This window comes from Kribbella sp. NBC_00662 (assembly GCF_041430295.1).
Lineage (GTDB): Bacteria > Actinomycetota > Actinomycetes > Propionibacteriales > Kribbellaceae > Kribbella.
The window spans coordinates 1254147-1279189 of record NZ_CP109029.1; the positions used below are offsets into that span (position 1 = coordinate 1254147).

The following is a 25043-nucleotide window of genomic DNA, read 5'->3' on the forward strand; positions in this document are numbered from 1 at the left end:
AGGTCGGCCCGGTCGAAATGTCCCCAAAGCCATCTTCTTAGCCGACTATCAGGCTGGCGGGCTGCACACCGGCAGTTTCAGGCGCAGTAAGGCACCGGTTGAGCATGGCACGGCTTCGGCCGTCCCGCCGTGGGCCTCGGCGACCTGCCGGACGATGGCGAGCCCGAGTCCGGATCCGGGATGCGCGCGGGCAGCAGGTGATCGGTAGAAGCGGTCGAAGACGAACTCGAGGTCACTGTCGGGGATCCCCGGACCGGCGTCCGCGACGTCGAGCGTGCCCTCCTTCACGCTGATCAGGACCAGGCCGCCGTCCGGGCTCCACTTGACGGCGTTGTCGACCAGGTTCGCCACAGCGCGTTCGAGGGCGTCGGGATCGCCATGGACAAGGGTGGGCGCGCAGGTCAGGTCGAACTTGATCTGACCTGCGCGACGCGTCGCCCGCGCCGCCACGCGCTCCGCGACCAGGTCGAGCCGCACGTCTTCGGTATGGAACGCCGGCTGGCCGTAGCGGGCCAGATCGACGAGGTCGTTGATCAGGGTCGTCAGCTCGCCGGCCTGGTCGAGCGCCTCGGCGGCGAGGTGCGGGGCCTGCGCATCGGTCAGGTCCTCCGCCAGGAGTTCGAGATTGACTGTCAGGCTCGTCAGCGGGGTGCGCAGTTCGTGCGACGCGTCGGCGACCAGACGACGTTGGGCGCCGACGGACTCGTCCAGGGCCGCGGTCATCCCGGCGAACGCGGAGCCGAGCCGGCCGATCTCGTCCCGGCCCTCGGCGGGGATCGGGATCGCCAGGTCGCCGGTCGTCCGGATCAGCTCGACTGATTCGGTGAGCTGACGTACCGGGCGCAGAACCCGGCGTGCGGCCAGGCGGGAGACAACCGCCGCCAGGAGTCCGGCGGCCACGATCGATGCGCCGAGCAGCCAGGCGAGTTCACGCAGGGTCGGTGCGGGATCGGATTGCGGGATCGCAGTACGCACGAGGGTGCCGGGCGATCCCGGGAACTGGGCGGTGTAGATCCGGTATTCGATCCCGTCGTACTCCGCGTTCCGGAAGTAGGCCGCAGTCGTTCCGTTGGCGACGGCGACATCGCGGGCGGTGAGATCGACGAACTCGGTCGACGGCCCGGCCTGGACCGGTTCCGGCACGATCTGCAGTTGGGTGCTCCCGATCCCGAGCGGGACGGCCGGGAAGGACGACTCGTTGGCCGTCCCCTTGAACTTCTCCTTGATGGCCTGCGCCACATCCGGCGCCTTGGCGACCGCCGCCACCAGCGAGCTGTCGATCTGGCCGCGGAGGTTCGCTTCCACGGCCGGGTAGAGGACGACCGACACGAGCAGTACGACGCCGGCGGCGATGGCGCCGCCGGCGATGGCGAGCCGGGTGCGCAGGTTCATGGCTCCTCGCGGAGCACATAGCCCAGGCCGCGGACGGTCTGGATCAGCCTGCTGCCGCCGTCCGCCTCGAGCTTTCGCCGGAGGTAGCTGATGTAGACCCACAGCGCGTTCGACTCCGGGCCGAAGTCGTATCCCCAGACTGACTCGAAGATCTGGGTCCGGCTCAGGACCCGGCGGGGATTGCGCAGGAACAGCTCCAACAGCGACAGTTCCGTTTTGGTCAGCTCCAGCCGCCGGGCCCCTCGTTCGGCCCGGCGGCCGCTCAGGTCCAGATTCACGTCGGCGAAGTGCAGCACCTCCGCCCTCGCACCGCTACGCCGTAGCAGCGCTCGGAGCCGGGCCCGCAGCTCCTCCAGGGCGAACGGCTTGGCGAGGTAGTCGTCAGCCCCCGCGTCGAGTCCGGCGACCCGATCGGTGACCAGGTCCCGGGCCGTGAGCATCAGGATCGGGGTGTCGTACCCGCCGGAGCGCAGCGTCCGGCATACCTCGAGACCGTTCGGTTCGGGCATGAGAACGTCGAGCACCACCGCGTCCGGGCGGAACGCGCCGTGCGCGGCGAGGGCAGAGGTCCCGTCTGCCGCGGCTGCCACGTCGTACCCGTCGCGGCCCAACGCGTGCTCCAAGGACCGGCGTACGGCCGGGTCGTCGTCCACGACAAGTATCCGCATGGTTGTCCATCTTGACCGTCGATCATGAAGTTGTGATGAGCTGAGACCCCTCAGCCGTTGGCCAACGACTGCTTCAGCCGCACCAACCCGGCCTGCAGCCGATCCGCGCTGACCCCGAGCTTGGCGGCCACCTCACGGAACGCCTTGGAGTCCGGAGCAATCCCGTTGGGCATCGACACCAGAGCCAAGAGGGCCGCCTTGGCCTTGGCCTGACTGACACCGAGCCCGGCGGCCAGTCGTGCCGCCGCGGCGTTACTGGCGAACGGCGACTTCCGCGGGTCGTCGGCCCCCTTGTCGTGCTTGCCGCCCCGCTTGTCGTCCCGCCCGGGCTTCAGGATCATCGGCTCCACAGCCGCCCTGACCCGTGCGACCGGCAGCCCCAGCTTCGCCGCGACAGCCCTGACGAACATGTCCGGCGTAACCCGCGCCGACCCGGCCAACGACCTCTTGGCCGCAACCAACGCGCCCTCCAGCCGGGCAACCGTCACCCCCAGCTTCGCCGCCACCGCAGCAAGATCCCCGCGGTCAGCCGGCTTCGACTTCTCTCCCGCCTTCACCACGGCCCCCGATTTCCCCGCGCCAGGCTTCGGATCCGACCCAGACGTCGCCGCCGACGCCGTACCACTGGTAGCCAACGCCACAACCGTCACCACCGCCACAACCACCCGAGTGCGCTTGATCATCGTGTTCCCCTTCATCCACCGATGCGCCACCAACCCCGGCGCCGTGGCCACACACAATCAACGCCCCCTCAACCCCACTTTCACCCACCCTTAGAGCTCCCTTAGAGAGCCAGCCCAACCACCGCAGGTGACCTAACCACCCAACCCAGCCACGAAGCCGAGCGAAGCGAAGCGTCGATTTCGGCACGCGCGACCTTTATGACCACTGACTGAGAGCGGTGCGAAGGAAAGCGTCGCGCCTTTCGGTGACGGCAGCGGCGCCCAGGAGGCTACCGTCGTCGGCGAATCCCGCCCAACCGTCCATCACTGTCGGCGTGTTCAGCGCGGCCACGGCATCCCAGTAGGGCACGCCGACTGCCTCCCGGCCCGCCTGCCGCTCCCAGCCCTCCAACACATGGGACGGCGCGTCCTGGCCGTACTGAAGGGCCATCTGCATCCGCAGGCTGCCGAGATCGACGCCCGGATTACCAGCTCCGGCTGTATTCCAGTCGATCAGCGCAACGCAACGGTCACCCTCCCACAGCATGTTGCCGCCCCAGGCGTCACCATGCACGAACACCGACGCGACTGCCGGCATCCCGTGCGACCTGACCCGCTCGTCGGCCTGCTGCAGCAAAGGTGTGGTCGGCATCAGGCCCCGCCGGCGTTCATCGGCGCGGTCGTCGACGGCGCACGGCCGGGGCCGGTATGGCAGGTGGGCCTGCGGAACCAGCCTGAAGGCGTGGACCCTGGCAAGGGCCGCTCCCGCTTCGCGGAGCCGGGCGACCGAAACCGTCGGCGAGAGACCGGCGCTGCCGGGCAGGAAGGTCTCCAGGGTGGCGACGGTTCCGCTCGCCTTCCCGTCGAGATCCGCAGCGATCAGCCGCGGCGCGGCCAGGCCATGAGTCTCGGCTAGCTGAAGCGCGCGTGCGTTCGTGATCACCCACGCGGCGGCGATCCATCCCCGGACAGGGACCTTCAAGATCACGTCCCTGGTCCGGGCCGCCGGTCCTTCGATTCCCAGACGGAACGTGCCCGAAGGGCGGTGCTCGCCGCGGGTCAGGCCCTCGGACGAAACGACGCTCGTCCCGCCAACCGCCTCGGCCGCCCAGCGCAGAACCTGGTCATTCGGCATCTTGCCTGCGTGTGCTCTAGCCATTTCATTACGTTATGCGCAGCAGTGGCTTTCCCAACACACAGTTAGAGGCGCTGGTGATCCCTATGTTGATTGCGGCTACACAAGCGCATGCTGTGGCCGTGAACAAGGTTCCGCTGACGGCGCCCGAAGGAGTAAGAGATGAGATCACCGCACGAAAGGGGGCCGATCCCGACCCCTGCGTTCGGGGAGCGGGTCGTGGGCGCGGCGGCGATCGCATTGGTAGCGTCGTTGGTCATTCAGAATGCTGTGTTCGTCTGGGCCCGACCGCCCGGCTACGGCGACCCGATCGAGAAGGTGCTCGCCTGGCACGCGGTTCACCGGGGGGTGGTCGCGATCGCGGTCGGCTCGGAGGCGCTGAACCTGCCGCTACTGCTCGTGTTCGTGACCGGTCTCCACGGGCTGGTCGGGCGTCGCGGGGGTGCGGGCGCCGACTGGTCGCGCCTCGCGGTGGCCGCGGGCGCGACTCTCGCGGCGGTCTTCGCGCTCTACGCCGTGCTGTGGGACGGAGTCGTATTGTCCGCCGGCGAGCTCGCCAAGCCGAGCCCGCTGTTCCAGCTCGTCTGGCAGCTGCATGCAGGAGCATTCGCTCTGGCGCTGTCGGCGCTCGGCACCACCTTCATCGGCGCTGCGCTGGCGGCGCATGCGAGTCGGCTGGCGGCGCCGTGGCAGCGTGTGCTCGGCGTGGCCGGGGGAAGCCTGGCGATCGCCGCCGGGGTGGCCAACCTCGCGATCGCTGACGGCTCGCCGATCCTGTTCGTGGGGCTGCTCGGCTACGCCGCCTGGCTCGTGTGGCTGCTGGTGACCGGGGTCCGGCTGGTTCTGACGCCCAGGAAGGTCGGCGCTGCCTAGGAACCGTTCCCGCCACGCGGCAGCCCCGATACAAAGATTGCGTCCATCTGGGCGAGCCGAAGTGACACGACCGCTCATCGCCAGATCCGGAAGGACATGTCTTGCACGCCGGGCCGAAGAAGTGTCACCACCAAGCGCCCCGGAAGCGTCATCGATGTCCTGATACAGATTCGTCACCGATGTCTTGAGACATGACAGGCCGATTCGATCGAGAACCCAATCCCACCGAAACACAGCCGCGACTGTGCCACCTGTCCCGGACGCGACGGTCGGCGTTCGAGAGCCAAGCGCCGCGCTCAGCGTCGTCAGCGGGTAGGTGGTGGCGTTGCCGTTGGCCCACGCGTTGAGTGAGTTGAAGGTGAGAGGCACGACCGCCACGGCATCCGCCTTCGGAGTCCGCTTCGACTCCCCCGGCTTTCTGTTGCCCGTGATGATCGGGGCGCCGCTGAGGTCCTGGTCTTCAAGCCAGGGCAGTGCCGCGTCGGTCGGGATCACATAGGGGTTCCATCCTCCACGGCGCGCCTCACGTACGCCGTCGCCGACGCGTGAGGCGAGCGGAGCGCCGCAGGTGACGATGTACAGGGTTCGGTCGGTCACGCGAGGACTCCTGCACGGGTTGCGATGGCGGTCAGGGCTGGGGTGGGTTGCGGGAGCGCCTGAGGAGTTCGCGGACCAGCTCGCGCGCGATGGTGTGACAGCGGATTGACTCGGGGGCGACGCGTTCGGCCTGCTGTAGGTGGAAGATCGCTTCCATGTCGTTCTTGGCTTGGGTTTGCGCCCAGGCGAGATCGAGATGCAGGCGGGAGCGGCGGCCCTGCAGGCCTGCACTCGGGCCCGGCTGACCGACAGTCAGGCGGGCCGGACCAGCCCGAAGGACTGGGGCACGAATAGGGCACACACAGCCGGTGTTCCTCGGTCCTGGCCGGACACCACCGGACATCGAACCTTGGATACAACAGTGGCCCGCGGTCTGCGTTTCCGCAGGTCACGGGCCACTTTCCTCGCACCATCACAGTCGGTGGCGGGTGCAGGGTTCGAACCTGCGTAGGCATACGCCGACAGATTTACAGAGGGCCGTCTGCGACGCTCTGGCCTGCGCAGACGTCACCAGGTGGTCAACCCGCAGCACGAATTCCGCATCGCGGACCCTCGCAGACGCCGACGGCACCCTCCGACCACCACCCACCGGCAGTCAGCAAGCCCCATCCGGCACGGCCCCACGTGTGCGCCGACTGCCCTCAAGCTAGACGTCACGCCGCTCGCTCAGAACAGTCGGTGATGCGGACATTCAGCAAGTCCTCGCACTCGTCACGAAGATCGTCAGGAAAGTCATTTAGGTCTCCGCTCACCAACCATCTCGAGCCCGATCCACAGGCAGCACCCAGCACGACCTGATCTTTCTTGTTCCGAGGCACGAGCTTGCGAATTGTGTTTCTCAGCGATTGATCCGGCCGGTCCGCGAAGCAGACACGTCCAGATTGCGATAGGAGATTTTGAAAGATGAGAAGTGCCGGACATTGCGGGGAAACGGTCCCGATATATTCGGCATAGATCGTGCTCGTTTCGATCGCTGGTGCAGTCTTGCCGTTGTCGTCCATCGCCCACTTGACCGCACCTCCTTGCTCAACAATCCAATCGATCAGTTCTAATGCGTCCACATAATAGAAGCTATTCGCGTTATCGCTGTGCGCAAGAACATTTGCGTCGACTACCACATCACGGTGCTTATGGCTACTTGCCATCTTTGCGTTAGGCTTGGCCGCCATCCGCCCCCCTTTCCTCTCGGGCTCTCCGAGCCTGCTGGCGCGCCAAAAGGATCGAATCATCCAATTGCTCCGCAAAGAATCCGCGCGGCCAATCGTCTCGGGATATCGCGCCCACGTCACTAACGCCGATCTCTCGCAATGTAGAGCGCCCCTCAGTGCGTTCCGCGAACATAAGCGTCACAATGTCCGTAGAAATTTCACCTTGGGCGATTAGGCGTCGCAGACGGAGAAGCAGGTGCTCACTGTGCGTCTCAATCAGTACACGGCGTCCACGTTTGACGCTCCCGGCCAGAAGTTCCAGTAGCTTTACCTGCAGGGCCGGATTCAGGTGAATCTCGGGTTGCTGCACAATCGCCAGGCTGCTGGAACCGGCGCCAAGGACCTGTGTGACGAGAGGGAGTATCTGCGACAGACCCATTCCACAGTCAACTAGGTTGGCGCCAGCACGTCCGCCGACGACCACCGAGAACGCGTCACCGTCTCCACGCTCCTGAAAGTCGATCCGACCGTAACCGCAGTCTTCTAGAAATTCGCCGACTTGATGCACAAGCTCGCCATCGCCATCGACCTTGTTCCGATAGAGGATCTCGGGCGCGAATTCACCTTCAACGCCTACATCTTGTGGCGCCTCAGGACTGATTCGATACGTCCGCTTGGGCATCGCTCGGAGCGGGCCGACGTAACTGACTTGACGAAGAGCGTTCCTGATCGCCATATTTGCAGTCTGTTGAACCTGAAACGTCCTCACGCTCGCGGACATCCATCTCGACGCCGCCGCACGCTGTTTATTGCCAAGGTCCTGGAAATCGACCGCGAATAGGAGCGGGAACCCCCCGAAGAAAAAGTTCTCCGGAGTCTCAGATCGCACCGCCGATATGGCACCCTTGAAGGGCTCGGGCGTGGGTCCCAATTGTTTCTCACCAGGAACTACCGTTCCACCCATCGCATAGCTGCCACTCGACATCAGCGTCCGACGGAATAGCGTCTGGTTCTCCCTGTTGGTTAGCCTATAGCGCCGAAGGGCAGTTCTTAGACCGGCCTCATCCCCCGCCGTGAAGGAAAGTTCAAACACCGAGGGCATGAACTCCGCTGGGAGATTGGTCACGTTGGCATTGTCACTCGCAATCTCAGATATCAGGTCCGTCAGGTCAATCGAGAAGGTGACGCGTTGTTCAATGTCGTGATTTCGTACGAAGTCGCTGAACCGGCCGGCGTCGAAAAGCCTTCCCTGCGAAAGCAGCGGAGTCGCCCGGTGAGCCGATTCGACCGTCTGTTTCAGCAGTAGCAATGGCGAATATAGAGACGTCTTACCTGCATTATTGGCGCCAACCAGCATCGTCATTGGGTTGATTGTCAACCATCCCGTGTCCTCAAAGCCACGGAAGTTTTGCCATCGAATCCTCATGCACCCACGTCCTAGTTCCCCCAAACGTCAAGCTGAAGGTCGCCAATCTACACACCTGCTCGACGACTGTCTGCTGCGTCTATCGCTGATCCGCCAGAAAGGCGGGCATTTGGCAAGTTCGACGTTCCTCTAACGCGAAGTGGTGAGCCTCCGATGCCTCCATGCCATCGGAGCCGCCTATGGAGTGCCCGCACCCGCGATCAGTGCATGCGTGAAGGGCGAGCCTGGTACCGCGCGAGCGATCGAGCAAGTTCGCGGCTTGACCCGCGGCGTTCACCTTGGTTCGACAACCATCACGGGCACGGGCTTCGTACACACCTCGCGGGGGATCAGTCACCGGCCCCAGCCGCACCTCTAGTAGGTGAGGTTGCTCGGGTGGCCAAGGTGAAGGGCAAAGGTCGATGAGGAGAGGCCCGGTGACGGTATCTCGCGTCACGGCCCTGATCGGCGCGGTTTGACTGCCCCAGACGGAACCAGATCTATCCGAGTGAGAACGGACCCGACGCTGGAGGGTCAGGGCGCTCAACATCGCCACGCTCTTGGAGCCGGACGGAGCCGAGCGGCCAAACGTAACCAGCCGATCGGCGCCGGCGCGCAAGGCGGGGAGCCACCCGTAGCCGCCTGACGAGCGCTGACCCAACCGCCGCCAGGACAACTGCGGCCGCCACAACCAAGTAGCTCAGCCACACACCTGCATCTCCTTTGCTCGCGATCGACCTCAGCGGGCCGACCAGCGGTTCCGTGAGTCCTACGTTCGGGAGGCGCCTGATTACCTCAAACGCCTGATCGATCGCCGGGAGACCGAAGACAATTGCGAGGAGAACGGCGAGGCCCGCCATGAGGTTAGCTCGACGCGCGGCCATTAACGCACGATCGTTAGCGAACCGATCCTGAAGCTGGGAAAGCGACTCCATGATCATGGAGTAGCGGCGCTCAACCCCCCAAAGATTTAACAGATGCTGAACGAGATCATTCGCGCTGCCGTAGCTCAAACGCCCATCGCGAAACTCTCTCAATCCAAATATTGCCTGCTCTTGGATTGGCGCGACTCTTTTCAAACTGCCAATGGTATCGGCCAAGCGACTTTCCAACAGTCCCAACTGCCAATATTCCAGCAAGGCACTCTCAGTCACCAGTATGTGCCACATTCGGTTTTCTAAGCTGGCAGGGTTAGAGGAGCCGTGCCATGAAATCACGGTCTCCCCACCCTCGTGAAAGTAGGTCGATGCGCGAGATACATGTGACATATCTTTACTCATGGCATCATCAAACGCGCCCGCGCGAAGCACAGAAGGATCCGGAACTCGCATGACAATACCCTTGAGATCCGCGGCGTGGTTACTTCGCCACTCGGACTCAGACCCACAGCAGGCGAGTTCGTCCAAACACAGCACTGGATAGCAGAACCACTCAGAATCCAGCTTAACTCCCGCCGCCTTGGAAATTGACTCTCGGTATAACTCGAACACATCGGTGACGGTAGTTGGCGTTTCATGCTGCATCCTCCTCCAGCGCACACCCGCCTCAACCGCCTCCTGCCATTCACCAAGCGCTCTGTGCGCCTCCTTACCCAGCCCACCCGCCAGCAATGGCTCAGGGATCGTGCAAGCCGCCAGCGAGCTATGTTTTGCATAGCCGTATTGAACGAGCTCACTCGGCCCAAGATCGTGAGGCAACGGGACGCCCAGGGTCAACTGCATCACACCAGAGTGATGAACCATAAGCAGAGCGTCCATCACCACCGGATCCGCATTCTCATCGACATCAGTGCTGTGCTTCCACCATTGCAAGGTATGGCGGAGGTGTAAGCGCAGGTACGGTTCACCGTCACGATACTTTTCGCGGAAAAGCTTCGATTCTACCCAATGTTGTATCGCTAGAGATACCTGCGCATCCGCAACTCTCTCTTCAATCTCGTCTGAAACCTGCCCCATGTCGGGACCTGGGCCATCATCTTCACCTTGCACCCCTGCGGCGTCCGAGGCATTGTGCCGAATCTTGTCCCAGACGATACCGCCAAGGATCCTGCTGGCCAGGAGCGGATGTCTTCTCGACCAGGTCCGCAAACTATGCCAATCAGTCGTCTTCCGCAGGTCATCAAGCGCCTTTGCCTTTCGGTTCAGACGCGCGAGATCACGGAAGCGCGGTGCCAGCATTATTTCGTCTGTAGACGGCGACGACATGGTTTCAGCCAGCTGACTACTCAGAAGCCTATGTGCGATCAAATTTGGATCGATCGCATCGCTCGCACCAAACGAGTAGATGTAATACGCGGCAGATGACGAGACGATCGGTTCATGTTTCATGCGCACACGTATATGGGATCACAGTGTCGCTCGATGCGCGAGATCCGACTGGAAATAGCACGCCGGCGGCATTCCGCCCCCGCGCCCCGGGCCTTTGGCTACTGCAGGGTCCTCGCCGATGGCCTGAGCCGACCTGACGATCGGATGAGAAGTGAACCGAACTCGGCGAGGCGGATGACGTCGAACACCTCCGCGTGCAGACCAGATTCGGCCATCTCTCACCGCACAGCCACCTAGGAATAACTCGCCCACGATACGGGCGCTTCCGGCGTCCTGAGGGCACTACCGCGAGCACGGTCACGAGTCAGGATCCATCACGCGCAGCATGGTCGCCGACTACGGGAACTCCAGCTGGCAGACCACCCGAGGTCGCCCCTCGAGCTGCCTGCTGCCGCGCGAACGACCCGACCTCGCCCGGCGACATCGGCCTCAAGACTGACGAGTTCGCCCAGCGACCCGCATCTAGTGGATGCCGCTCAAGGTGGCTGACGTAGCCGAACCAAGCGTCATCCTCGCGGATCCACATGCGCAAGAGGGCCACCTCGGTCAAGCTCGGAGACACGGTCAGTTCGACATAGACCGGCGAGTCAAGCCAGCGAGCGTCACGCTCAGGCCGCTCCCCCCGACCTGAATAGCGGAGGCAGAGCAGCGCCGCCTGCAAGCCAGCCTCCGGCCCAGTGAGGCCTCTAGCGATCCACTTGCCGCGGGCGTTGTCCCAGATTCCATACAGGCAGGGCGGCGGCGCCTGGTGATCCCAGTCGTACTGACCGATGAACGGAATGTGATGTCGCCAATCGCTCATGCGTTCGAATCTAGGTCATGGCGACATGACTCTGCCACATGCCCAGACATGGCCAGGATCTCAGAGCTGCCTGAGCACCCAATCCCATTGAAAGTCCGCCGCGACGGAGTCACCGGCCCCTGACGCGATCGGTTCGAGCGACGCAGTGGCCCCGTCGTGGGGATCGACAATCCGCACTCCGGCGTACCGAAGAACTGCGAGCGAGGCGAGCCAAGCGGGGTGGCCGGCCAGGTCGTGCTTCGCGAATGGAACCGCAGCGGTCGGCGTTCGAGACCCAAGAGCCGCACTGAGAGTCGTCAGCGGGTACGTGGTGGCATTGCCGTTGGCCCAGGCATTTAGCGAGTTGAACGTCAAAGGTACGACCACCACAGCATCGGCCTTCGGAGTCCGCTTCGACTCTCCTGGCCGCCTGTTGCCCGTAATAGTCGGCGCGTCGCCGAGATCCTGGCTCTCGAGCCACGGCTGCGCCGCGTCGGTCGGGATCACGTACGGGTTCCAACCTCGGCTACGTGCCTCACGCACGCCGTCGCCGACGCGTGAGGCGAGGGGAGCACCGCAGGTGACGATGTACAGGGTTCGGTCGGTCACGCGAGGACTCCTGCGCGGGTTGCGATGGCGGTCAGGGCTGGGGCGGGTTTGCGGGAGCGTTTGAGGAGTTCGCGGACCAGCTCCCGGGCGATCGTGTGGTAGCGGATCGACTCGGGGGCGACGCGCTCGGCCTGCTGTAGGTGGAACACTGCCTCCATGTCGTTCTTGGCCTGGGTTTGTGCCCATGCGAGATCGAGATGGAGGCGGGAGCGACGGCCCTGGAGCCCCGCCGGCAGGGCTTCGGTGTCAACTTCGGTCGCGACCCGCAGAACGCCGGCTGGATCACCGAACTCAGCCGCGACTGAGGCTCGATGGATCAGCACGTTGGTCGGGCCGAAGGCAGTCCACCAGTGGTTCCCATCGTGCGCTAGGAGATCAGCGAGTCGCGTAGCTTCGGTCAACCGTTCGCTGGAGATTGCGCGGTCGGAACGGCGCGCGGCGATCACGGACGAGATCAGCCACAGCGAACCGGCCAATGAGGCGGCATCCGGAGCGTCGGAGCCGACAAGAGCCATGAGCCCTTCGGCGGACCGTACGGCAACACGTTCGGCGTCGTCGGTTTGCTGGCTGCGCAGGAGGGCGATGACGACTTGATAAGCGGCCATTCCCTGAGCAGGCTTCGATTCGGCCGCCAGGGCCGCGTGGGTTGCGCGATCGGCGGCTAGCCAGCCGAGCTGGTGCTCACCAACCTTCGTCAGAAGCTTCGCGGCCGCAGTGTAGACCGAGCAGCGGGCTAGGTGCGTCTCACGTCCGTCACGGCCTTGGTAGCCGTCGTACGCATCGGCCGCCCGGATGAGATCTGGCAGCATCGCGGTCGCCTGCCGGTACTTCGCCGCCTGATAGGCCTGGTTAACCTGCACAGCGCCGTTCCGGAGCTGCGGCAGCGGCCAGGGAGTCGCCGGCTCTCCTAAAAGATGGTGATAGCTGGCGAGCTGAGTCCGTACGGCGTCTACCGCGGTCACCTGTTCCGGTGCATCCGGGGCAAGGACCCAGTCCCGACCGATCAGGTCGGCAACGTCGATACGCAGCACGGTCGCCAGGTCGTTCAGAGTGGACAGCCGATCAACACCACGAATGCCGCGTTCCACCTGGGAGAGCCACGACCGCGACATGCCGATGAGTCCCGCCAGGGCATCCTGCGACATGCCACGCCGCTTGCGGTAGGCCCCGATGCGCTCACCTACGTGCATCTGCACTTCCCCTCGTTGTTGGTCCCTCTAGTGAACCGCCTTCGAGCACAGGTAATGCGCACAAAAGTGCGCAGCTTCCAGAGTGCACTTCAATCGCTCGTTTCGCCTCGACGCTGGATACATGATCGAGCCGACCACTCAGGAGCTGACCCGCTTCGGGCCGGGCGCCGCCGGCGGGATGCCCTCGGCGCGTGCCGTACGGCGGATGTACGCCGCCGTGAACGGCGACAGCCGCTCCACCTCTGTCGGCGGCACGCCGCCTCTCAGTGCAGCGAGTACGGCTTCCATGAGTTCCTTCCGGGCCTCCTCGTGGGCGGACTCGGTTCGTCGGTATCGGCGGGTCGCCGCTGACAGGTCTTCCCTCAAGTCACTCACCGCATCAGTGTACCGCACCTCACTTGCGCAACCTCGAATGAATCGATACTGTGGTGCGCACCTTAGGTTCGCTTCATTGAGCGGCCCTCCATCGAGCGGAGACAGAGATGCACTTCGGCACCAAGCAGGACCCGAACAACGTCAAGGGCTGCAAGCGATGCAAGGGCAAAGGCGTGGTTGGCCGGGGAGTTCGGGGGCGAACGCCCTGCCCGTCCTGCCTGAGTCGCCAGACCGCCCGGAATACGGCCTGGGAGAAGGCCTACGGCCGGTTTTGACGAACGTTCTAGCTGGCATGAGTGACGCCCCGGTGGCAGGCACCACCGAGGCGTCCGGGTCGCACTAATCCATCGCGTAGAGGAGCACAACCCTGATGACCATCATCCACCTTTCCGCCGTCGACGGCGACGGCGACAGCGACGAGCCCACCGCAGCCGAGCTGGCCGCGATCGAGCAGGAGATGCCGCTGATCGAGGCCGAGCTGGACCTGCTGACCGCGCAGATCGCGGTGATCAGCGCGGGTCCGGACGCGTCGGTGCTGGACACCCGCCGGGTACGGCGGGCCGAGCGCCGGGTGCTGGACGTGACCCGCAGGATCGCCAACCGCACCCCGGAGACGGAGGACGCCGCATGACCGCGCAGCTCGTTGCCGAGACCGCCGTGCCGGACCTCGTACGGGTCGATCTGGGCTGGTGGAAGTGCGCCGGGTACGACCTGGTCCAGGTCGTCGCTCCCCGCACGGCTCTGGGAACGGCGTGGATCGTCTGGCACGGCGACCACCTCATGCACACCGCCGACACCCTGCCCCATGCCGGCGAGTGGGTGTCCGACCACCTGGACGGAGGCGAGACACGATGATGACGACCGAGATGGTTGCGGCTGGCAACGGCAAAGCCGAGGCCAAGCCGAGCGGTGTGGACAAGCTCCGGGCATCGGCCGCCGAGGCGTCCCAGGTACGGGCGTTGTCCACGCACCCCGACGTTGTCGCGCTGCGGGTGGAGTCGGTGCGTACGCAGGTCGATCGGTGCATGTGGGTCGGGATCGTTCTCGGTCTTGCGTTCACGATGGTCAACGTTCAGGCGTTCGCCGCGCAGGGTGCTCCGGTGGGTTCGCTTCCGTGGGTGGCCGCGTGGCTGCTGGACCCGATGGTGTCGCTGGTGCTGATCGCGGTCCTGCGCGCTGAGCAGATCACCGCCCGGTACCAGGTCAGCGACCACACGAAGTGGATCGGCCGCACGAAGCGGTTCGCGTTTGCCGCGACGTACGCCATGAACACCTGGGCGTCGTTCGGTCACGGCGACGTGGCCGGCGTGGTGCTGCACTCGGTGCCGCCGGTGCTGGTGTTCTGCGCTGCCGAGACCGCACCGGTGCTGCGGGATCGGCTGACCGAGGCGGTGCTTCGTGCCGAGCGCGCGGCGGCCCTGGCGGACCCGCAGAAGGCCGCTGAACGGCTCGACAGCCCGACCGAGGCCCTGACAGTTCCCGAGCCGACTCCAGTCGCTCAGCACGCCGCACAGCCGCCCGAGCTGGCCGCCACGGCGACCACGAGGCCGGACGTTGTGAAGGTTCCGCGCAAGACGGCTGCGAAGCCGCGCAAGAAGCCCGCTGCCAAGACTGGCCGCAAGCTGCTGGCTGACTACGTCGCCGACGCTCTCGCGGCCGTCGAGCCGGGTACGGCACCTGCCGACGTAACCCCGGCGTGGGCGCGGCAGGCCACGGGTTGCTCTGCCGGGCTGTCCGCGAAGGTCGCGACCGCGGTCCGCGAGTCCCTGGCCAGCAACGACACCAACCTGACCACCAACACCCACACCGACGAGATCACCGGCGAGTTCGAGCGGAAGGCTGCCTGATGACGCTGACTGTCACTGACCTGTTCTGCGGTGCGGGTGGTTCGAGCACCGGCGCGCTCCAGGTGCCGGGCGTGGTGGTGCGGCTGGCCGCGAACCACTGGAAGCTCGCGGTGGAGACGCACAACACCAACCACCCGGCGACCGATCACGACTGCGCGGACCTGTCGCAGGTCGATCCGCGCCGCTACCCGCGCACCGACATTCTGTGGGCGTCGCCTGAGTGCACGAATCACTCGCAAGCCAAGGGCCGCAAGCGCAATGTGGACGCGACGCCGGACCTGTTCGGGGAGACGTTGCCGGACGAGGCCGCGGAGCGGTCGCGGGCGACGATGTGGGACGTGGTGCGGTTCGCCGAGCACCACCGCTACGCCGCGATCGTGGTGGAGAACGTCGTGGACGCGGCCAAGTGGGTGTTGTGGGGCGCATGGCGCGCCGGGCTGGACGCGTTGGGCTACTGCTCGCACGTGGTCTACCTGAACTCGATGCACGCCCAGGCCGGAGGGCTGCCCGCACCGCAGTCCCGCGACCGTCTGTACGTGGTCGCGCACCTGCGCACCGCTGCGTGCCCGGACCTGAACCGGTGGACCCGCCCGCTCGCGTACTGCGCTGGCTGTGACCGGCCGGTGCGGGCGATGCAGGCGTGGAAGAACGCGGCCAGCCAGTGGGGCCGCTACCGCGCTCAGTACGTCTGGCGCTGCCCGAACGTTGCCTGCCGCAACCAGGTGGTCGAGCCGGGCTGGCTTCCGGCCGCTGCTGCGATCGACTGGTCGCTGACCGGTGAGCGGATCGGGGACCGTGCCCGGCCGCTGGCCGACAAGACCATGCAGCGCATCCGCGCAGGCCTGGCGCGTTACGCCCGCCCGGAGCTGCTGGTACCTGTGGAGGGCCGCGACGGCAAGACTGCCGCGTCGGCGTGGGACGCGCTGCGCACCATGACCACCCGCAACGAGACCGGGCTCCTGGTTCCCGCAGGCGGGACATGGAACGAGACCGCGACCCACACGGGTGAGGTGATGCGGACCCGGACCACGACCGAGTCCGAGGCGCTGGTGGTGCCGCTGCGCAACAACAACACCACCAAGGCCGCCTCCGCCGAGCCGTTCGACACGTTCGCCGCGAACGGCAACCACCACGCCCTGCTGATGCCGTACTACGGCAACGCCACCACCCGCCGGACCAGCGAGCCGCACGGCACCTTCACCACCCGCGACCGGTACGCGCTGGTGATGCGCAACAACGGCTCACGAGGCGACGGCGCGGAGATGTGCACACCGGCCGGTGAACCGCTGCGCACGCTCACCACGGCCGGGCACCAATCGGTTCTCGAGTACGGCGTACCGGCGCCGGTTCCTGTCGCGGTGGACGACTGCCTGTTCCGGATGCTGGAGCCGCACGAGGTGGCCGCCGGCATGGCCTTCACCAGCGGGTACGTCGTGCTGGGCAACAAGCGCGAGAAGGTCCGCCAGCTCGGCAACGCCGTCACCCCGCCCGCGGCTCGCGACCTCATCGCGGCCGTCGCGGAATCGCTCGGGCATGAGATCCCCGACCACACCACCCACACCGCAAGCAACGCGCACGCCGGGGAGGTGGCGGCATGACGGTCAAGGTCCGGCTGTCCGGCGAACCCGAGCACATCGCCGCCGTCGTCGCCGCCCTGCGGGAGACGTTCGAGACCGCGGGCGGTGACCGCGCCTACCCCAACCGCGGAGCGTTCGGCGTCCGCGTCTACCTCGAAATCCGACCCAACTCGACCACCACCGGTACCACCGGGAGGAAGTCATGAGCACCAACCCCAGCCACGAACACGACAACGTCCGTCGCCTTCACGGCGACGTTCACGACGGCAGTCACGAGGACGTTCACGACCTGGACTCGGGGATCGTTCATGAAACCGCCGAGCGGATCGACCCGAGCGACGTTCAGGACTCGGTTCACGAGGACGGGGCCGGCACCGTTCACGACGGTGAGGTGATCGACGCCGAGGTGATCGAGGGCGAGATCCTGACCGACGAGGAGTCGGCCGCGCTGGACGAGCGACTCGCGAATCGGGGCGCGCTGGTACGCCGTGCGGTGACAACTGGTCAGGTGGCCAAGCGGGTCGCGGTGCGGGTCGGCACACACGACCGGACCAAGACCGGCGGCAAGGCCACGGTGCGGGCGGCCTACACCGTCGTCAAGGGCGGTGAGTCGTTCGCGAAGCGGGCGTGGGACGCCGGGACGATGGGTGTCTACCGCCGCCAGATCAAGGCCGCCGAGGCGTCCGGTGACCGCGAGGCGCTGAAGGAGTGGACGGCGGCGAAGGAGGCCGCGACCGAGCGCCGGCACCGCCGCCTGATGGACGCTCCGAAGCTCGCGTGGGGCATCCTGAAGGTCGCTGTCGGTGCGACGCTGGCGACGCCGGTGATCGTGTTCCTGATCGCGGTGTTCGCCAAGCTCACCGGGCACGGGTCGTTCACGGGCGTGTGGGGCGGGTTCTTCGCGTTGGTCGGGTTCGTGATCGCGCTGGGCGGGGTGCTGTGGACGCTGCTCACGTTCGCGCTGCCGGTGTTGCTCGTGATCGCGCTGTTCCGCGAGGGCAAGCGCGCTGCTGAGCCGCCGTCGTGGATGGTCACCACGGCCGATGCCGAGTGGGACATGGACATCGATGAGTCCACGATCGCGCAGGCGCTGGACTCGCTGCGGATCCCGAACATCACCCGCTACCTGAAGCAGGGCTACAAGTTGCAGTTCATCACCCCGGCCCGTCAGCAGGGGCGTGGCACGCACGCGGTGATCCGGCTGCCCGGTGGTGTGCCCGCCGAGCTGATCTCCAAGCGCCGGGTGGACCTGGCAACCAGCCTGCACCGTGCCGGGTCGGAGGTGTGGCCGACGACCGGTGACGAGGCCGGGATCCTGGATCTGTGGGTCGCGGACAAGGGTGCGCTGACCGGTGGCCCCGGCCCGTATCCGCTGCTGACCGAGGGTCTGGTGGACGTGTTCAAGGGCGTCCCGGCCGGGAAGACGCTGCGCGGTGACGAGCTGCGCGAGCCGGTGATGGGCCGCAACTCGATCGTGGGCGGCGCGCCGGGGCAGGGCAAGTCGTCGGCGTCTAAGACGTTCATGGCCGGGTGCGCGCTGGACCCGACTGTGGAGATGCGGATCTGGGTGCCGGACCAGAACTTCGACTTCGAGCGGTTCAAGCGCCGCTGCTCGCGCTACGTCATGGGCGCAGACGACGAGTCGATCCGCCAGATCCGCGACGACCTCAAGGAGATGTACGAGGAGATGGGTCGGCGCGGCGACCTGCTGAAGGTCTACGAAGTCGAGCAGGTCACCCGCGAGCTGGCGGACCGCAACGTCGGGCTGCACCCGCTCGTGGGTCTGCTGGAAGAGGCGCACGTGGCGTTCCAGCACGAGGAGTACGGCGAGGAGATCTCCAAGTACGCCGTCGCGCTGGTGAAGCTCGGCCGCAAGCGCGGCATGCACTTCCGGGTCTCGACGCAGGCCCCGACCGCGACGTCGCTGCCCAAGGACGTGACCCGCAACTGCACCAACAATGTCGCGTTCTACGTCCAGGACTACGTGGCCAACGACGGCCTGCTCGGTCAGGGCGCATTCAAGCAGGGCGTCCGGGCGACCGACCTGATTCCCGGCGAGAACCGCGGTACGGCGATCGTGAAGGGCTTCACCGCCGCCAAGTACGAGACGTTGCAGTGGTACTTCCTCGATGGTGCCGAGGGCAACGACCAGATCACGCCGATCATCGACCGCGCCCTGGCCGCGATCAAGAAGCGCGAGCTGCCCGCGCCGGGCGACTCCCGGCGACCGCAGATCGAGTCGCGCGACCTGCTCGCCGACCTGGACGAGGTGCTGGACGACGTGCCGGTGCGGATCGCGGACGTGCCCGCGCTGCTGAAGCGGCTCGCGCCGACCTGGGGTCCGTACCAGACGCTGACCGGCAAGGCGCTGCGCGAGCAGCTCGCCGCGGACTACGGCATCAAGGTCGCCTCCACCGGCAACCGCTACCCGCTCGACCCGGCTACGGTCCGTGACGCACTCGTGCGCCGCGAGCGCGACGCCGGCCACCGCGAAACCGACGAGAACAGCGACGGAGACGAGGCTCCTGAGCTGGCGAGTTAACCCGGCCACCGGGGTCGGAGACCGGCCGAAATCGGCTCTGACCAGGCAGTTTCCGGCCCCGGTTAACCCGGCTCACTCGCTAACTTTCCGCAGGTCACGCCCGGATTAGCCCTCCAACACGGTCCGGGTTAGAGACCTAACCCGATCACCGCCAGCTAACCAACCCCGCATCCAACCGAACCATCCCGACAGGACGGCCGCCGACTGGTGCCCGCCCTGGCCGACCACACCCACTCGCCGCTACAGAAAGTGACGATCGTGACCGATCCCGTCCACGCCGTGCTGGTCGCAGGCTCAGGACTGGTCCTCGCCGCAACAGCCGGACTCAACCACACAACCGACGCGACCACCGACGCCGCCGGAACGCTGACGCACCCGCAACAGGTCGCCGTCCAGGTCGCCTCGCTGCTCGTCGCCGCGCTCGTCCTGGGCGGGCTGTACCTGCTCGCCTGCGCGATCTGGCCCTACGCCAACTGCGGGCGCTGCAACGGGCAGGGCAAGTCCCGCTCACCGTCCGGCAAGAAGTTCCGCAACTGCCCCCGCTGCAAAGGCACCGGCCGCCGCAAACGGATCGGCCGACGCCTCCTCGACCACCGCGCCACCAACCGCTGACCACCCACACAGCAAGGAGATCCACACACCATGAGCACCCCAAGTAGCACCCCCGCTGTCTCCGCTCGTCACGGCAGCGTCATGAACCCGCACGTGGTGACCATCTGCGGGTCCACCCGGTTCCGCGAAGCGATCGCCGCCGCGAACCGCAAGCTCACGCTTGCGGGTCAGGTCGTCCTCGCGCCGGGCGTGTTCGCCCACAACGATGCCCCGGACGCCGACCCGATCAGCGACGCCGACAAGCAGCGGCTCGATCGGCTGCACCTGGCCAAGATCGACATCTCCTGCTGGGTGCTGGTCGTCAACCCCGGCGGCTACATCGGTGACTCGACCCGCCGCGAGATCGCCTACGCCGGCGCGGTCGGCGTACCGGTGCAGTACCTCGAACAGGTCGCGTCGTGAGCGCGGGCGGGTTCGACCCGTTCCGGCCGCCGATGATCGGCAGCCGGATCTGGGAGGAAACCATGACCGCCGCCGAGTGGTGCTGCCAGTGCACCGGCCAGTGCGGACGGCCCCACGCCAAGACCAACGGCCGCTGCGGGACCCTCCACGGCACCGCACACCGCCTCGCCGTCGTCGCCGCCGATCCGCTCGCCACCCTGGCCGAAGCCGTCACCGCCACCGAACGGCTCGCGCTCTGCGAGAGCTGCGACGCCGGCCGACGCCGCGCCGCCCAACACACCCACACCACCACCGCCGCCGCCCACGCCCAACCCGAACTGATCGACCTGACAGGAGACCGCGCCGCATGACCATCCACGACTACAGCACCGACCCGTCACTGACCCACGACGACCCCCAGGCCGACTACATCGCCTACGTCGCCGCGCAAGAGTCCGAGCTGTCAGTGTCCCTGGCCGCCGCCGCGAGCGCCGTGCACGCCGCGACCAGCGCACTCCGGGAGCTGATCGAGCTGGACGCCCCGCAGTGGACCCAGACCACCGAAGGCGACGACGCACAAGCCGCACTCACCGACGCCGCCCGCGTCCTCCGCACCGCGAACCGCTGCGTACAGGCCGCGACCTGGATGCCGTGACCCCCGGACAAAACGGACAGAACTGACAGAACCCCCACCGAGAGGACCGGACACCCCGTGACAGAACGGACAAAACCGACAAAACCCCTAGTTCTGTCCGTTTTGTCCGTTTTGTCCGGCCCTCCCGACCCCCGATCTGGACGCCGAGCTGTGGAAGGAACCGAGCTGATGAAGGTCCCGCGCTGGACACCCGCCGATCCGGCCGCGATCACCGCGCGCCGCACCTGGGCCAAAGCGATGGTTGCCACCATCACCGACCCGACCCGATCGCCGACGTACGGCACCCCGCACTGGGCAGCGCTGGCCGACGACGACCCGCGCAAGCTGGCCGCCGCCGTCATCGCCGCCGAGTGCTGGGCGACCGACCTGGACGAACTGCCCGACCGGGTACGCCGCGACCTCGACGCCGCCCGCGCCGCGCACGAAGCCGCCGAAGACGCCCGCTGGGCAGAGGCGTTCGAGCAGGCACGCCAGATCGCCCACGCGCAAGCCAGTCCGGCCGCGCTCGCGTTGCGCGCCCACTACGCCAAGACCCAAGCCGAACGGATCGCAGAAGCCCGCCGACCCCGCACCGGCGACTACCCCGGCCAGAACCCCAACCACCACAAGCAGCACCTGGACGCCGTACAGGACGGAGAGGCCGCATGAGCGCCGAACGAGTCCCCGACTGGCTCCCGCCCCTACCCCCGATCACCGAGCCGCCAGACGACGACCCCTGGGCTACCGAACCGATCACGCCGACGCCAGAACGTCGAATCACACCAAGGCATCACGACCGAATGGCCCCGCCGGCGAACGCCCTGACCGACGCGACGGCCCTGGCGTGGGACGGCGAACCAGTGCCGTTGAAGACCGACCGTCTGGTGCGCCCGTTCCCCGTCGAGGTGTTCCCGGAGTGGCTGGCCGAGCAGGTGAGCGCGGTGGCCGAGGCGACCCAGACGCCGATCGATCTGGCCGCGTCCGTGGCGCTCGCCTGCCTGTCCACGGCCGCCGGTGGGAAGGTGCTCGTGCGGGTCGATCGGTCCTGGGTGGAGCAGGTCAACCTCTACACGGTCACGGCGCTGCCTCCGGGGTCGCGCAAGTCGCCGGTGTTCCGGGCGATGACCGGGCCGCTGTCGGCCGCCGAGGACGCGCTGCGGGACCAGACCGCCGAGCGGCGGGTGGAAGCCGAGCTGGCGTCGCGAGTCGCGTGGGCCAAGGCCGAACAGCTCGCCAAGAAGGCCGAAACCGCGCAAGCCGAACCACAGACCGCGCTGGCCGACGCGACCGCCGCCGCCAAGGAAGCCGCGAGCATCGTGGTCCCCGAGCTGCCCCGGCTGATGACCGACGACGTAACCCCCGAGTCGTGCATCTCCCTGCTTGCCACCCACGGCGGCCGGATCGCAGTGCTGTCCGCCGAAGGGGACGTGTTCGCCACCCTCACCGGCACCCGCTACTCCGCCGCGCCCAACCTGGGCGTGTTCCTGAAGGGCCATGCCGGCGACAAGCTCCAGGTCGATCGCAAGGGGCGACCGTCCGAGACCGTCGAACGCCCCGCGCTCACCCTGGGCGTCACCACCCAGCCCGGCACCCTCGCCGGACTGGCCGCACAGCCCGGCTTCCGCGATCGGGGGGTGCTGGCGCGCATCCTTTACAGCCTGCCCGTCAACACCGTCGGACAGCGCGACAACCAAGCCCTGCCGGTACCGGAGGATACTGAGACCACCTACGCCGACGCGCTCACGACTCTCGTTCTGCTGCTCGCCGACCGCGAGACGCCTCACGAGCTCGCGCTGACTGCCGAGGCGCGGCAGGTGCTTCTCGAGTTCCAGGACTGGATCGAACCGAGGCTGCACCCGCGCACCGGGCAGCTCGCGCAGATCACCGACTGGGCTTCCAAGCTCGCCGGTGCCGTGGTCCGCGTCGCTGGCCTTCTCCACGTCGCCCACACCTTCGTCACCGGCTACGCCCAACCCATCACCGCCGACACCATCCGCGGCGCCGAACAGGTCGGGCGCTACTACCTCGATCACGCCCTGGCTGTCTACGACCTCATGGGCCGCTCAGACCCCGATCTGGACGATGCCCGCGCCGTCCTCGACTGGATCCGCAAACACCACCTCGAGACCTTCAGCCGCCGCGACGCCCTCCGAGGAAACCGAGGCCGATTCGCCAGCGTGAAGGACATCAAACCCGCGCTCGAACTGCTCACCGACCACGGCCACATCCGCCCCCAACCCACCCCCGTCAGCAGCAAAGGAGGCCGCCCCAGCGACACCTACGAAGTCCACCCCAGCGTCCACAACGACCGCTGACCACCCGTCCGTTTTGTCCGTTCTGTCCAGTCATTGCGACCACTCCGAGGAGACACCTGAGTGAGCACGGCAACCCGGCCCACGAAACTGCACCTGACCATCTCTGACGTGTGCGCCGAACTCGGCATCGCCCGGTCCACCTTCTACGACTGGCGGGCCGCCAAGAAGGCCCCCCGCTGCATCAAGCTGCCGAACGGCGATCTGCGCATCCGCCGTACCGACTTCGACAACTGGCTCCAGAGCTTGGAGGATGCCGCGTGAGTCACGAAAAGTTCTCCTACGACGTGCGGATCTTCGGCATCAGCACCTACACCGGAAAGCGTCGTAAGAGCTACACCGTTCGGTGGGAAGTTGCAGGCGAGCGCAAGCAGAAGACGTTCACTCACAGCAAGCTCGCCGACAGCTTCCGATCCGACATCATGACGGCGGCCCGAGAAGGTGTTCCCTTCGACATCGCAACCGGGCTCCCACAAACGATGTTGCGCGAATTGAGTCGTCGCACCTGGTACGAGCACGCTACAGAATTCGTGGACGTGAAGTGGCCGCATGCCTCGCCGCGGCATCGCAAGAACATCGCCGAAGCCCTGGCAACAGTGACCGTCGCGTTGCTGCCGAAGCCGTCCACTGACGAGATGCAGCGAGTTCGTTCGGTGTTGCGGAACTGGTCCTTCAACAAGAGCGCCCGCGGTGGAAAGCCGGTGGCCGAAGCGACAGCGCCGGACAAAGACGCCGGCCTCCTGCGATGGATCGCGGAAAGCTCACCGGATCTGTCGAAGCTGCGGGAGGCGCCGGTGATGCGCCGCGCTCTCGATGCACTCGCTTTGAAACTCGACGGCAAAGCGGCGGCGGCAGCGACGGTCACGCGGAAGCGCTCCGCGTTCTACAGCGCGATGGAGTACGCCGTAGAGCTGGAGCTATTCGAGGCCAATCCGATCGACAAGGTGCAATGGACGAAGCCGGAAAACACCGACGTCGTAGATCGCCGAGTAGTCGCGAACCCTCATCAGGCACGCGCGTTGATTCGCGCTGTCGGGGAAATTCATCCGGCGCTGGAGGCCTTCTTCGGCTGCCTGTACTTCGCCGGCCTAAGACCATCCGAGGCGAAACACCTGCGCGTCGCCGACTGCCACCTTCCCGAAGAGGGCTGGGGCGAATTGCTCCTGACAGGCTCGACGCAGCATGCGGGTGCTGAGTGGACCGACAACGGCGAAGCGAGCGAGGATCGGAGCCTGAAGCACCGGGCCGACAAGGCGACGCGTCCGGTGCCCGCCTGCCCCGAGCTGGTCGAACTCCTACGCCGGCACATCACCGACTTCCGGTCGGGACCAGGTGGACGACTGTTCGTCAGCCGCACGGGTAAGGCAGGCGTCCCGCTCCCACCGCCGTACAGCAACCCGGTCTCCTCGAACACGTACGCCCGCGTGTGGAACAAGGCGCGGGAGAAGGTCCTGAGCGAAGCGCAGGTGGCCTCACCGCTCGCGAGACGCCCGTACGATCTGCGTCACGCTGCGGTGTCCCTGTGGCTCAACGCGGGTGTTCCGGCGACACAGGTGGCGGAGTGGGCCGGACACAGCGTCAACGTCCTGCTGAAGGTCTACGCCAAGTGCCTCGACGGACAAGACGAGGTTGCGAAGCGACGGGTCGAAGCCGCCCTCAACGAGACGCGGCCGCGGCGATCTGCGTAGCCGAACTTCCTCACGTATTCCGCACGGACAGCCGTAGACGGCCGGTGACAGCCGGACACAGTCGGACAGCACGAAGAAGGCCCCTGACCGCGTTTCCGCAGGTCAGGGGCCTTTTTCAGCGTGTGGCGGGTGCAGGGTTCGAACCTGCGTAGGCATACGCCGACAGATTTACAGTCTGCTCCCTTTGGCCGCTCGGGCAACCCGCCAGGGTGCTGCCGGTTCGTGAACCGGCGTGGGAGACGATACAACAGGTAGTGGCCCTGACAGCAAATCGGAAAGGATGTGCCC

The 25043-nt window shown here is 66.4% G+C and carries 25 protein-coding genes and 2 tRNA genes; 15 read left to right on the plus strand and 12 right to left on the minus strand.

From position 1 onward, the window contains the following. Positions 1 to 48 precede the first annotated feature (48 nt). From OHA10_RS06415 to OHA10_RS06430, 4 genes are all read right to left on the minus strand, one after another. Complete coding sequence (locus tag OHA10_RS06415) at positions 49 to 1392, minus strand: sensor histidine kinase (protein ID WP_371405241.1); 1344 nt, start codon at positions 1390 to 1392, stop codon at positions 49 to 51. Next, positions 1389 to 2060, minus strand: a complete 672-nt coding sequence (locus OHA10_RS06420; protein WP_371405242.1) for a response regulator transcription factor — start codon at positions 2058 to 2060, stop codon at positions 1389 to 1391. The genes OHA10_RS06415 and OHA10_RS06420 overlap by 4 nt, the downstream gene beginning before the upstream one ends. A 50-nt stretch (positions 2061 to 2110) precedes the next feature. After that, positions 2111 to 2743: a hypothetical protein gene (locus OHA10_RS06425; RefSeq protein WP_371405243.1), complete on the minus strand. Its 633-nt coding sequence runs from the start codon at positions 2741 to 2743 to the stop codon at positions 2111 to 2113. A gap of 196 nt (positions 2744 to 2939) precedes the next feature. Further along, positions 2940 to 3857, minus strand: coding sequence for an aminoglycoside phosphotransferase family protein (locus tag OHA10_RS06430; protein ID WP_371405244.1), 918 nt, complete (start codon positions 3855 to 3857; stop codon positions 2940 to 2942). A gap of 162 nt (positions 3858 to 4019) precedes the next feature. On the opposite strand from OHA10_RS06430, the gene OHA10_RS06435 reads away from it, so the two are divergent. Then, positions 4020 to 4730: a hypothetical protein gene (locus OHA10_RS06435; protein ID WP_371405245.1), complete on the plus strand. Its 711-nt coding sequence runs from the start codon at positions 4020 to 4022 to the stop codon at positions 4728 to 4730. A 1019-nt stretch (positions 4731 to 5749) separates the two neighbouring features. Here OHA10_RS06435 and OHA10_RS06440 read toward each other — a convergent pair. The 7 genes from OHA10_RS06440 to OHA10_RS06470 all read right to left on the minus strand — a co-directional run bounded on the left by OHA10_RS06440 (position 5750) and on the right by OHA10_RS06470 (position 13162). Beyond that, positions 5750 to 5854, minus strand: a tRNA-OTHER gene (locus OHA10_RS06440). Between the two features lie 126 nt (positions 5855 to 5980). Further along, positions 5981 to 6496: a hypothetical protein gene (locus OHA10_RS06445; RefSeq protein WP_371405246.1), complete on the minus strand. Its 516-nt coding sequence runs from the start codon at positions 6494 to 6496 to the stop codon at positions 5981 to 5983. Then, positions 6480 to 7838, minus strand: a complete 1359-nt coding sequence (locus tag OHA10_RS06450) for an AAA family ATPase (protein ID WP_371405247.1) — start codon at positions 7836 to 7838, stop codon at positions 6480 to 6482. Before OHA10_RS06450 ends, OHA10_RS06445 begins: the two co-directional genes overlap by 17 nt. A 542-nt stretch (positions 7839 to 8380) precedes the next feature. Further along, complete coding sequence (locus OHA10_RS06455; RefSeq protein WP_371405248.1) at positions 8381 to 10207, minus strand: hypothetical protein; 1827 nt, start codon at positions 10205 to 10207, stop codon at positions 8381 to 8383. An 862-nt stretch (positions 10208 to 11069) separates the two neighbouring features. Next, complete coding sequence (locus OHA10_RS06460; RefSeq protein ID WP_371405249.1) at positions 11070 to 11597, minus strand: flavoprotein; 528 nt, start codon at positions 11595 to 11597, stop codon at positions 11070 to 11072. Further along, a complete protein-coding gene (locus OHA10_RS06465) occupies positions 11594 to 12787 on the minus strand; it encodes a helix-turn-helix domain-containing protein (RefSeq protein WP_371407906.1) in 1194 nt (397 codons plus the stop codon). Before OHA10_RS06465 ends, OHA10_RS06460 begins: the two co-directional genes overlap by 4 nt. A gap of 138 nt (positions 12788 to 12925) precedes the next feature. Then, a complete protein-coding gene (locus tag OHA10_RS06470; protein WP_371405250.1) occupies positions 12926 to 13162 on the minus strand; it encodes a hypothetical protein in 237 nt (78 codons plus the stop codon). A gap of 370 nt (positions 13163 to 13532) precedes the next feature. Between OHA10_RS06470 and OHA10_RS06475 the strand changes: the two genes are divergently transcribed. From OHA10_RS06475 to OHA10_RS06540, 14 genes are all read left to right on the plus strand, one after another. Next, positions 13533 to 13793, plus strand: coding sequence for a DUF6284 family protein (locus OHA10_RS06475; RefSeq protein ID WP_371405251.1), 261 nt, complete (start codon positions 13533 to 13535; stop codon positions 13791 to 13793). Continuing rightward, positions 13790 to 14017, plus strand: a complete 228-nt coding sequence (locus OHA10_RS06480; RefSeq protein ID WP_371405252.1) for a hypothetical protein — start codon at positions 13790 to 13792, stop codon at positions 14015 to 14017. Before OHA10_RS06475 ends, OHA10_RS06480 begins: the two co-directional genes overlap by 4 nt. Next, positions 14014 to 15009, plus strand: coding sequence for a hypothetical protein (locus OHA10_RS06485; protein WP_371405253.1), 996 nt, complete (start codon positions 14014 to 14016; stop codon positions 15007 to 15009). Before OHA10_RS06480 ends, OHA10_RS06485 begins: the two co-directional genes overlap by 4 nt. Continuing rightward, positions 15009 to 16607 (plus strand): DNA cytosine methyltransferase, encoded by a 1599-nt coding sequence (locus tag OHA10_RS06490; protein ID WP_371405254.1) that lies wholly within the window; start codon positions 15009 to 15011, stop codon positions 16605 to 16607. The genes OHA10_RS06485 and OHA10_RS06490 overlap by 1 nt, the downstream gene beginning before the upstream one ends. Beyond that, on the plus strand, positions 16604 to 16792 hold the full coding sequence (locus tag OHA10_RS06495) for a hypothetical protein (protein ID WP_371405255.1): 189 nt from the start codon (positions 16604 to 16606) through the stop codon (positions 16790 to 16792). The genes OHA10_RS06490 and OHA10_RS06495 overlap by 4 nt, the downstream gene beginning before the upstream one ends. Then, complete coding sequence (locus OHA10_RS06500) at positions 16789 to 19128, plus strand: cell division protein FtsK (RefSeq protein ID WP_371405256.1); 2340 nt, start codon at positions 16789 to 16791, stop codon at positions 19126 to 19128. The genes OHA10_RS06495 and OHA10_RS06500 overlap by 4 nt, the downstream gene beginning before the upstream one ends. Before the next feature lie 258 nt (positions 19129 to 19386). Then, the gene (locus OHA10_RS06505; protein WP_371405257.1) at positions 19387 to 19740 is read left to right on the plus strand and encodes a hypothetical protein; all 354 of its coding nucleotides are present in this window, start codon (positions 19387 to 19389) and stop codon (positions 19738 to 19740) included. Between the two features lie 30 nt (positions 19741 to 19770). Next, positions 19771 to 20142, plus strand: coding sequence for a hypothetical protein (locus OHA10_RS06510; protein ID WP_371405258.1), 372 nt, complete (start codon positions 19771 to 19773; stop codon positions 20140 to 20142). Further along, complete coding sequence (locus tag OHA10_RS06515) at positions 20139 to 20492, plus strand: hypothetical protein (protein WP_371405259.1); 354 nt, start codon at positions 20139 to 20141, stop codon at positions 20490 to 20492. The genes OHA10_RS06510 and OHA10_RS06515 overlap by 4 nt, the downstream gene beginning before the upstream one ends. Further along, the gene (locus tag OHA10_RS06520; RefSeq protein ID WP_371405260.1) at positions 20489 to 20776 is read left to right on the plus strand and encodes a hypothetical protein; all 288 of its coding nucleotides are present in this window, start codon (positions 20489 to 20491) and stop codon (positions 20774 to 20776) included. Before OHA10_RS06515 ends, OHA10_RS06520 begins: the two co-directional genes overlap by 4 nt. A 168-nt stretch (positions 20777 to 20944) precedes the next feature. Beyond that, positions 20945 to 21424 (plus strand): DUF2742 domain-containing protein, encoded by a 480-nt coding sequence (locus OHA10_RS06525; RefSeq protein WP_371405261.1) that lies wholly within the window; start codon positions 20945 to 20947, stop codon positions 21422 to 21424. A gap of 131 nt (positions 21425 to 21555) precedes the next feature. Continuing rightward, positions 21556 to 23070 (plus strand): YfjI family protein, encoded by a 1515-nt coding sequence (locus OHA10_RS06530; protein ID WP_371405262.1) that lies wholly within the window; start codon positions 21556 to 21558, stop codon positions 23068 to 23070. 60 nt (positions 23071 to 23130) lie between these two features. Next, positions 23131 to 23331 carry a helix-turn-helix transcriptional regulator gene (locus OHA10_RS06535; protein WP_371405263.1) on the plus strand — a complete coding sequence of 67 codons (201 nt, stop codon included), beginning with the start codon at positions 23131 to 23133 and terminating at the stop codon, positions 23329 to 23331. After that, positions 23328 to 24755: a tyrosine-type recombinase/integrase gene (locus OHA10_RS06540; protein ID WP_371405264.1), complete on the plus strand. Its 1428-nt coding sequence runs from the start codon at positions 23328 to 23330 to the stop codon at positions 24753 to 24755. Before OHA10_RS06535 ends, OHA10_RS06540 begins: the two co-directional genes overlap by 4 nt. Positions 24756 to 24878: 123 nt before the next feature. Here OHA10_RS06540 and OHA10_RS06545 read toward each other — a convergent pair. Then, positions 24879 to 24961, minus strand: a tRNA-Tyr gene (locus tag OHA10_RS06545). Positions 24962 to 25043: the final 82 nt, after the last annotated feature.

Coding starts and splice junctions, on each gene's coding strand:
- OHA10_RS06415 (WP_371405241.1), bottom strand. CDS start 1,392: ATGAACCTGCGCACCCGGCTCGCCATCGCCGGCGGCGCCATCGCCGCC.
- OHA10_RS06530 (WP_371405262.1), top strand. CDS start 21,556: ATGGCCCCGCCGGCGAACGCCCTGACCGACGCGACGGCCCTGGCGTGG.
- OHA10_RS06430 (WP_371405244.1), bottom strand. CDS start 3,857: ATGCCGAATGACCAGGTTCTGCGCTGGGCGGCCGAGGCGGTTGGCGGG.
- OHA10_RS06525 (WP_371405261.1), top strand. CDS start 20,945: ATGAAGGTCCCGCGCTGGACACCCGCCGATCCGGCCGCGATCACCGCG.
- OHA10_RS06500 (WP_371405256.1), top strand. CDS start 16,789: ATGAGCACCAACCCCAGCCACGAACACGACAACGTCCGTCGCCTTCAC.
- OHA10_RS06485 (WP_371405253.1), top strand. CDS start 14,014: ATGATGACGACCGAGATGGTTGCGGCTGGCAACGGCAAAGCCGAGGCC.
- OHA10_RS06435 (WP_371405245.1), top strand. CDS start 4,020: ATGAGATCACCGCACGAAAGGGGGCCGATCCCGACCCCTGCGTTCGGG.
- OHA10_RS06480 (WP_371405252.1), top strand. CDS start 13,790: ATGACCGCGCAGCTCGTTGCCGAGACCGCCGTGCCGGACCTCGTACGG.
- OHA10_RS06455 (WP_371405248.1), bottom strand. CDS start 10,207: ATGAAACATGAACCGATCGTCTCGTCATCTGCCGCGTATTACATCTAC.
- OHA10_RS06520 (WP_371405260.1), top strand. CDS start 20,489: ATGACCATCCACGACTACAGCACCGACCCGTCACTGACCCACGACGAC.
- OHA10_RS06445 (WP_371405246.1), bottom strand. CDS start 6,496: ATGGCGGCCAAGCCTAACGCAAAGATGGCAAGTAGCCATAAGCACCGT.
- OHA10_RS06450 (WP_371405247.1), bottom strand. CDS start 7,838: ATGACGATGCTGGTTGGCGCCAATAATGCAGGTAAGACGTCTCTATAT.
- OHA10_RS06495 (WP_371405255.1), top strand. CDS start 16,604: ATGACGGTCAAGGTCCGGCTGTCCGGCGAACCCGAGCACATCGCCGCC.
- OHA10_RS06490 (WP_371405254.1), top strand. CDS start 15,009: ATGACGCTGACTGTCACTGACCTGTTCTGCGGTGCGGGTGGTTCGAGC.
- OHA10_RS06425 (WP_371405243.1), bottom strand. CDS start 2,743: ATGATCAAGCGCACTCGGGTGGTTGTGGCGGTGGTGACGGTTGTGGCG.
- OHA10_RS06465 (WP_371407906.1), bottom strand. CDS start 12,787: ATGCACGTAGGTGAGCGCATCGGGGCCTACCGCAAGCGGCGTGGCATG.
- OHA10_RS06510 (WP_371405258.1), top strand. CDS start 19,771: ATGAGCACCCCAAGTAGCACCCCCGCTGTCTCCGCTCGTCACGGCAGC.
- OHA10_RS06475 (WP_371405251.1), top strand. CDS start 13,533: ATGACCATCATCCACCTTTCCGCCGTCGACGGCGACGGCGACAGCGAC.
- OHA10_RS06420 (WP_371405242.1), bottom strand. CDS start 2,060: ATGCGGATACTTGTCGTGGACGACGACCCGGCCGTACGCCGGTCCTTG.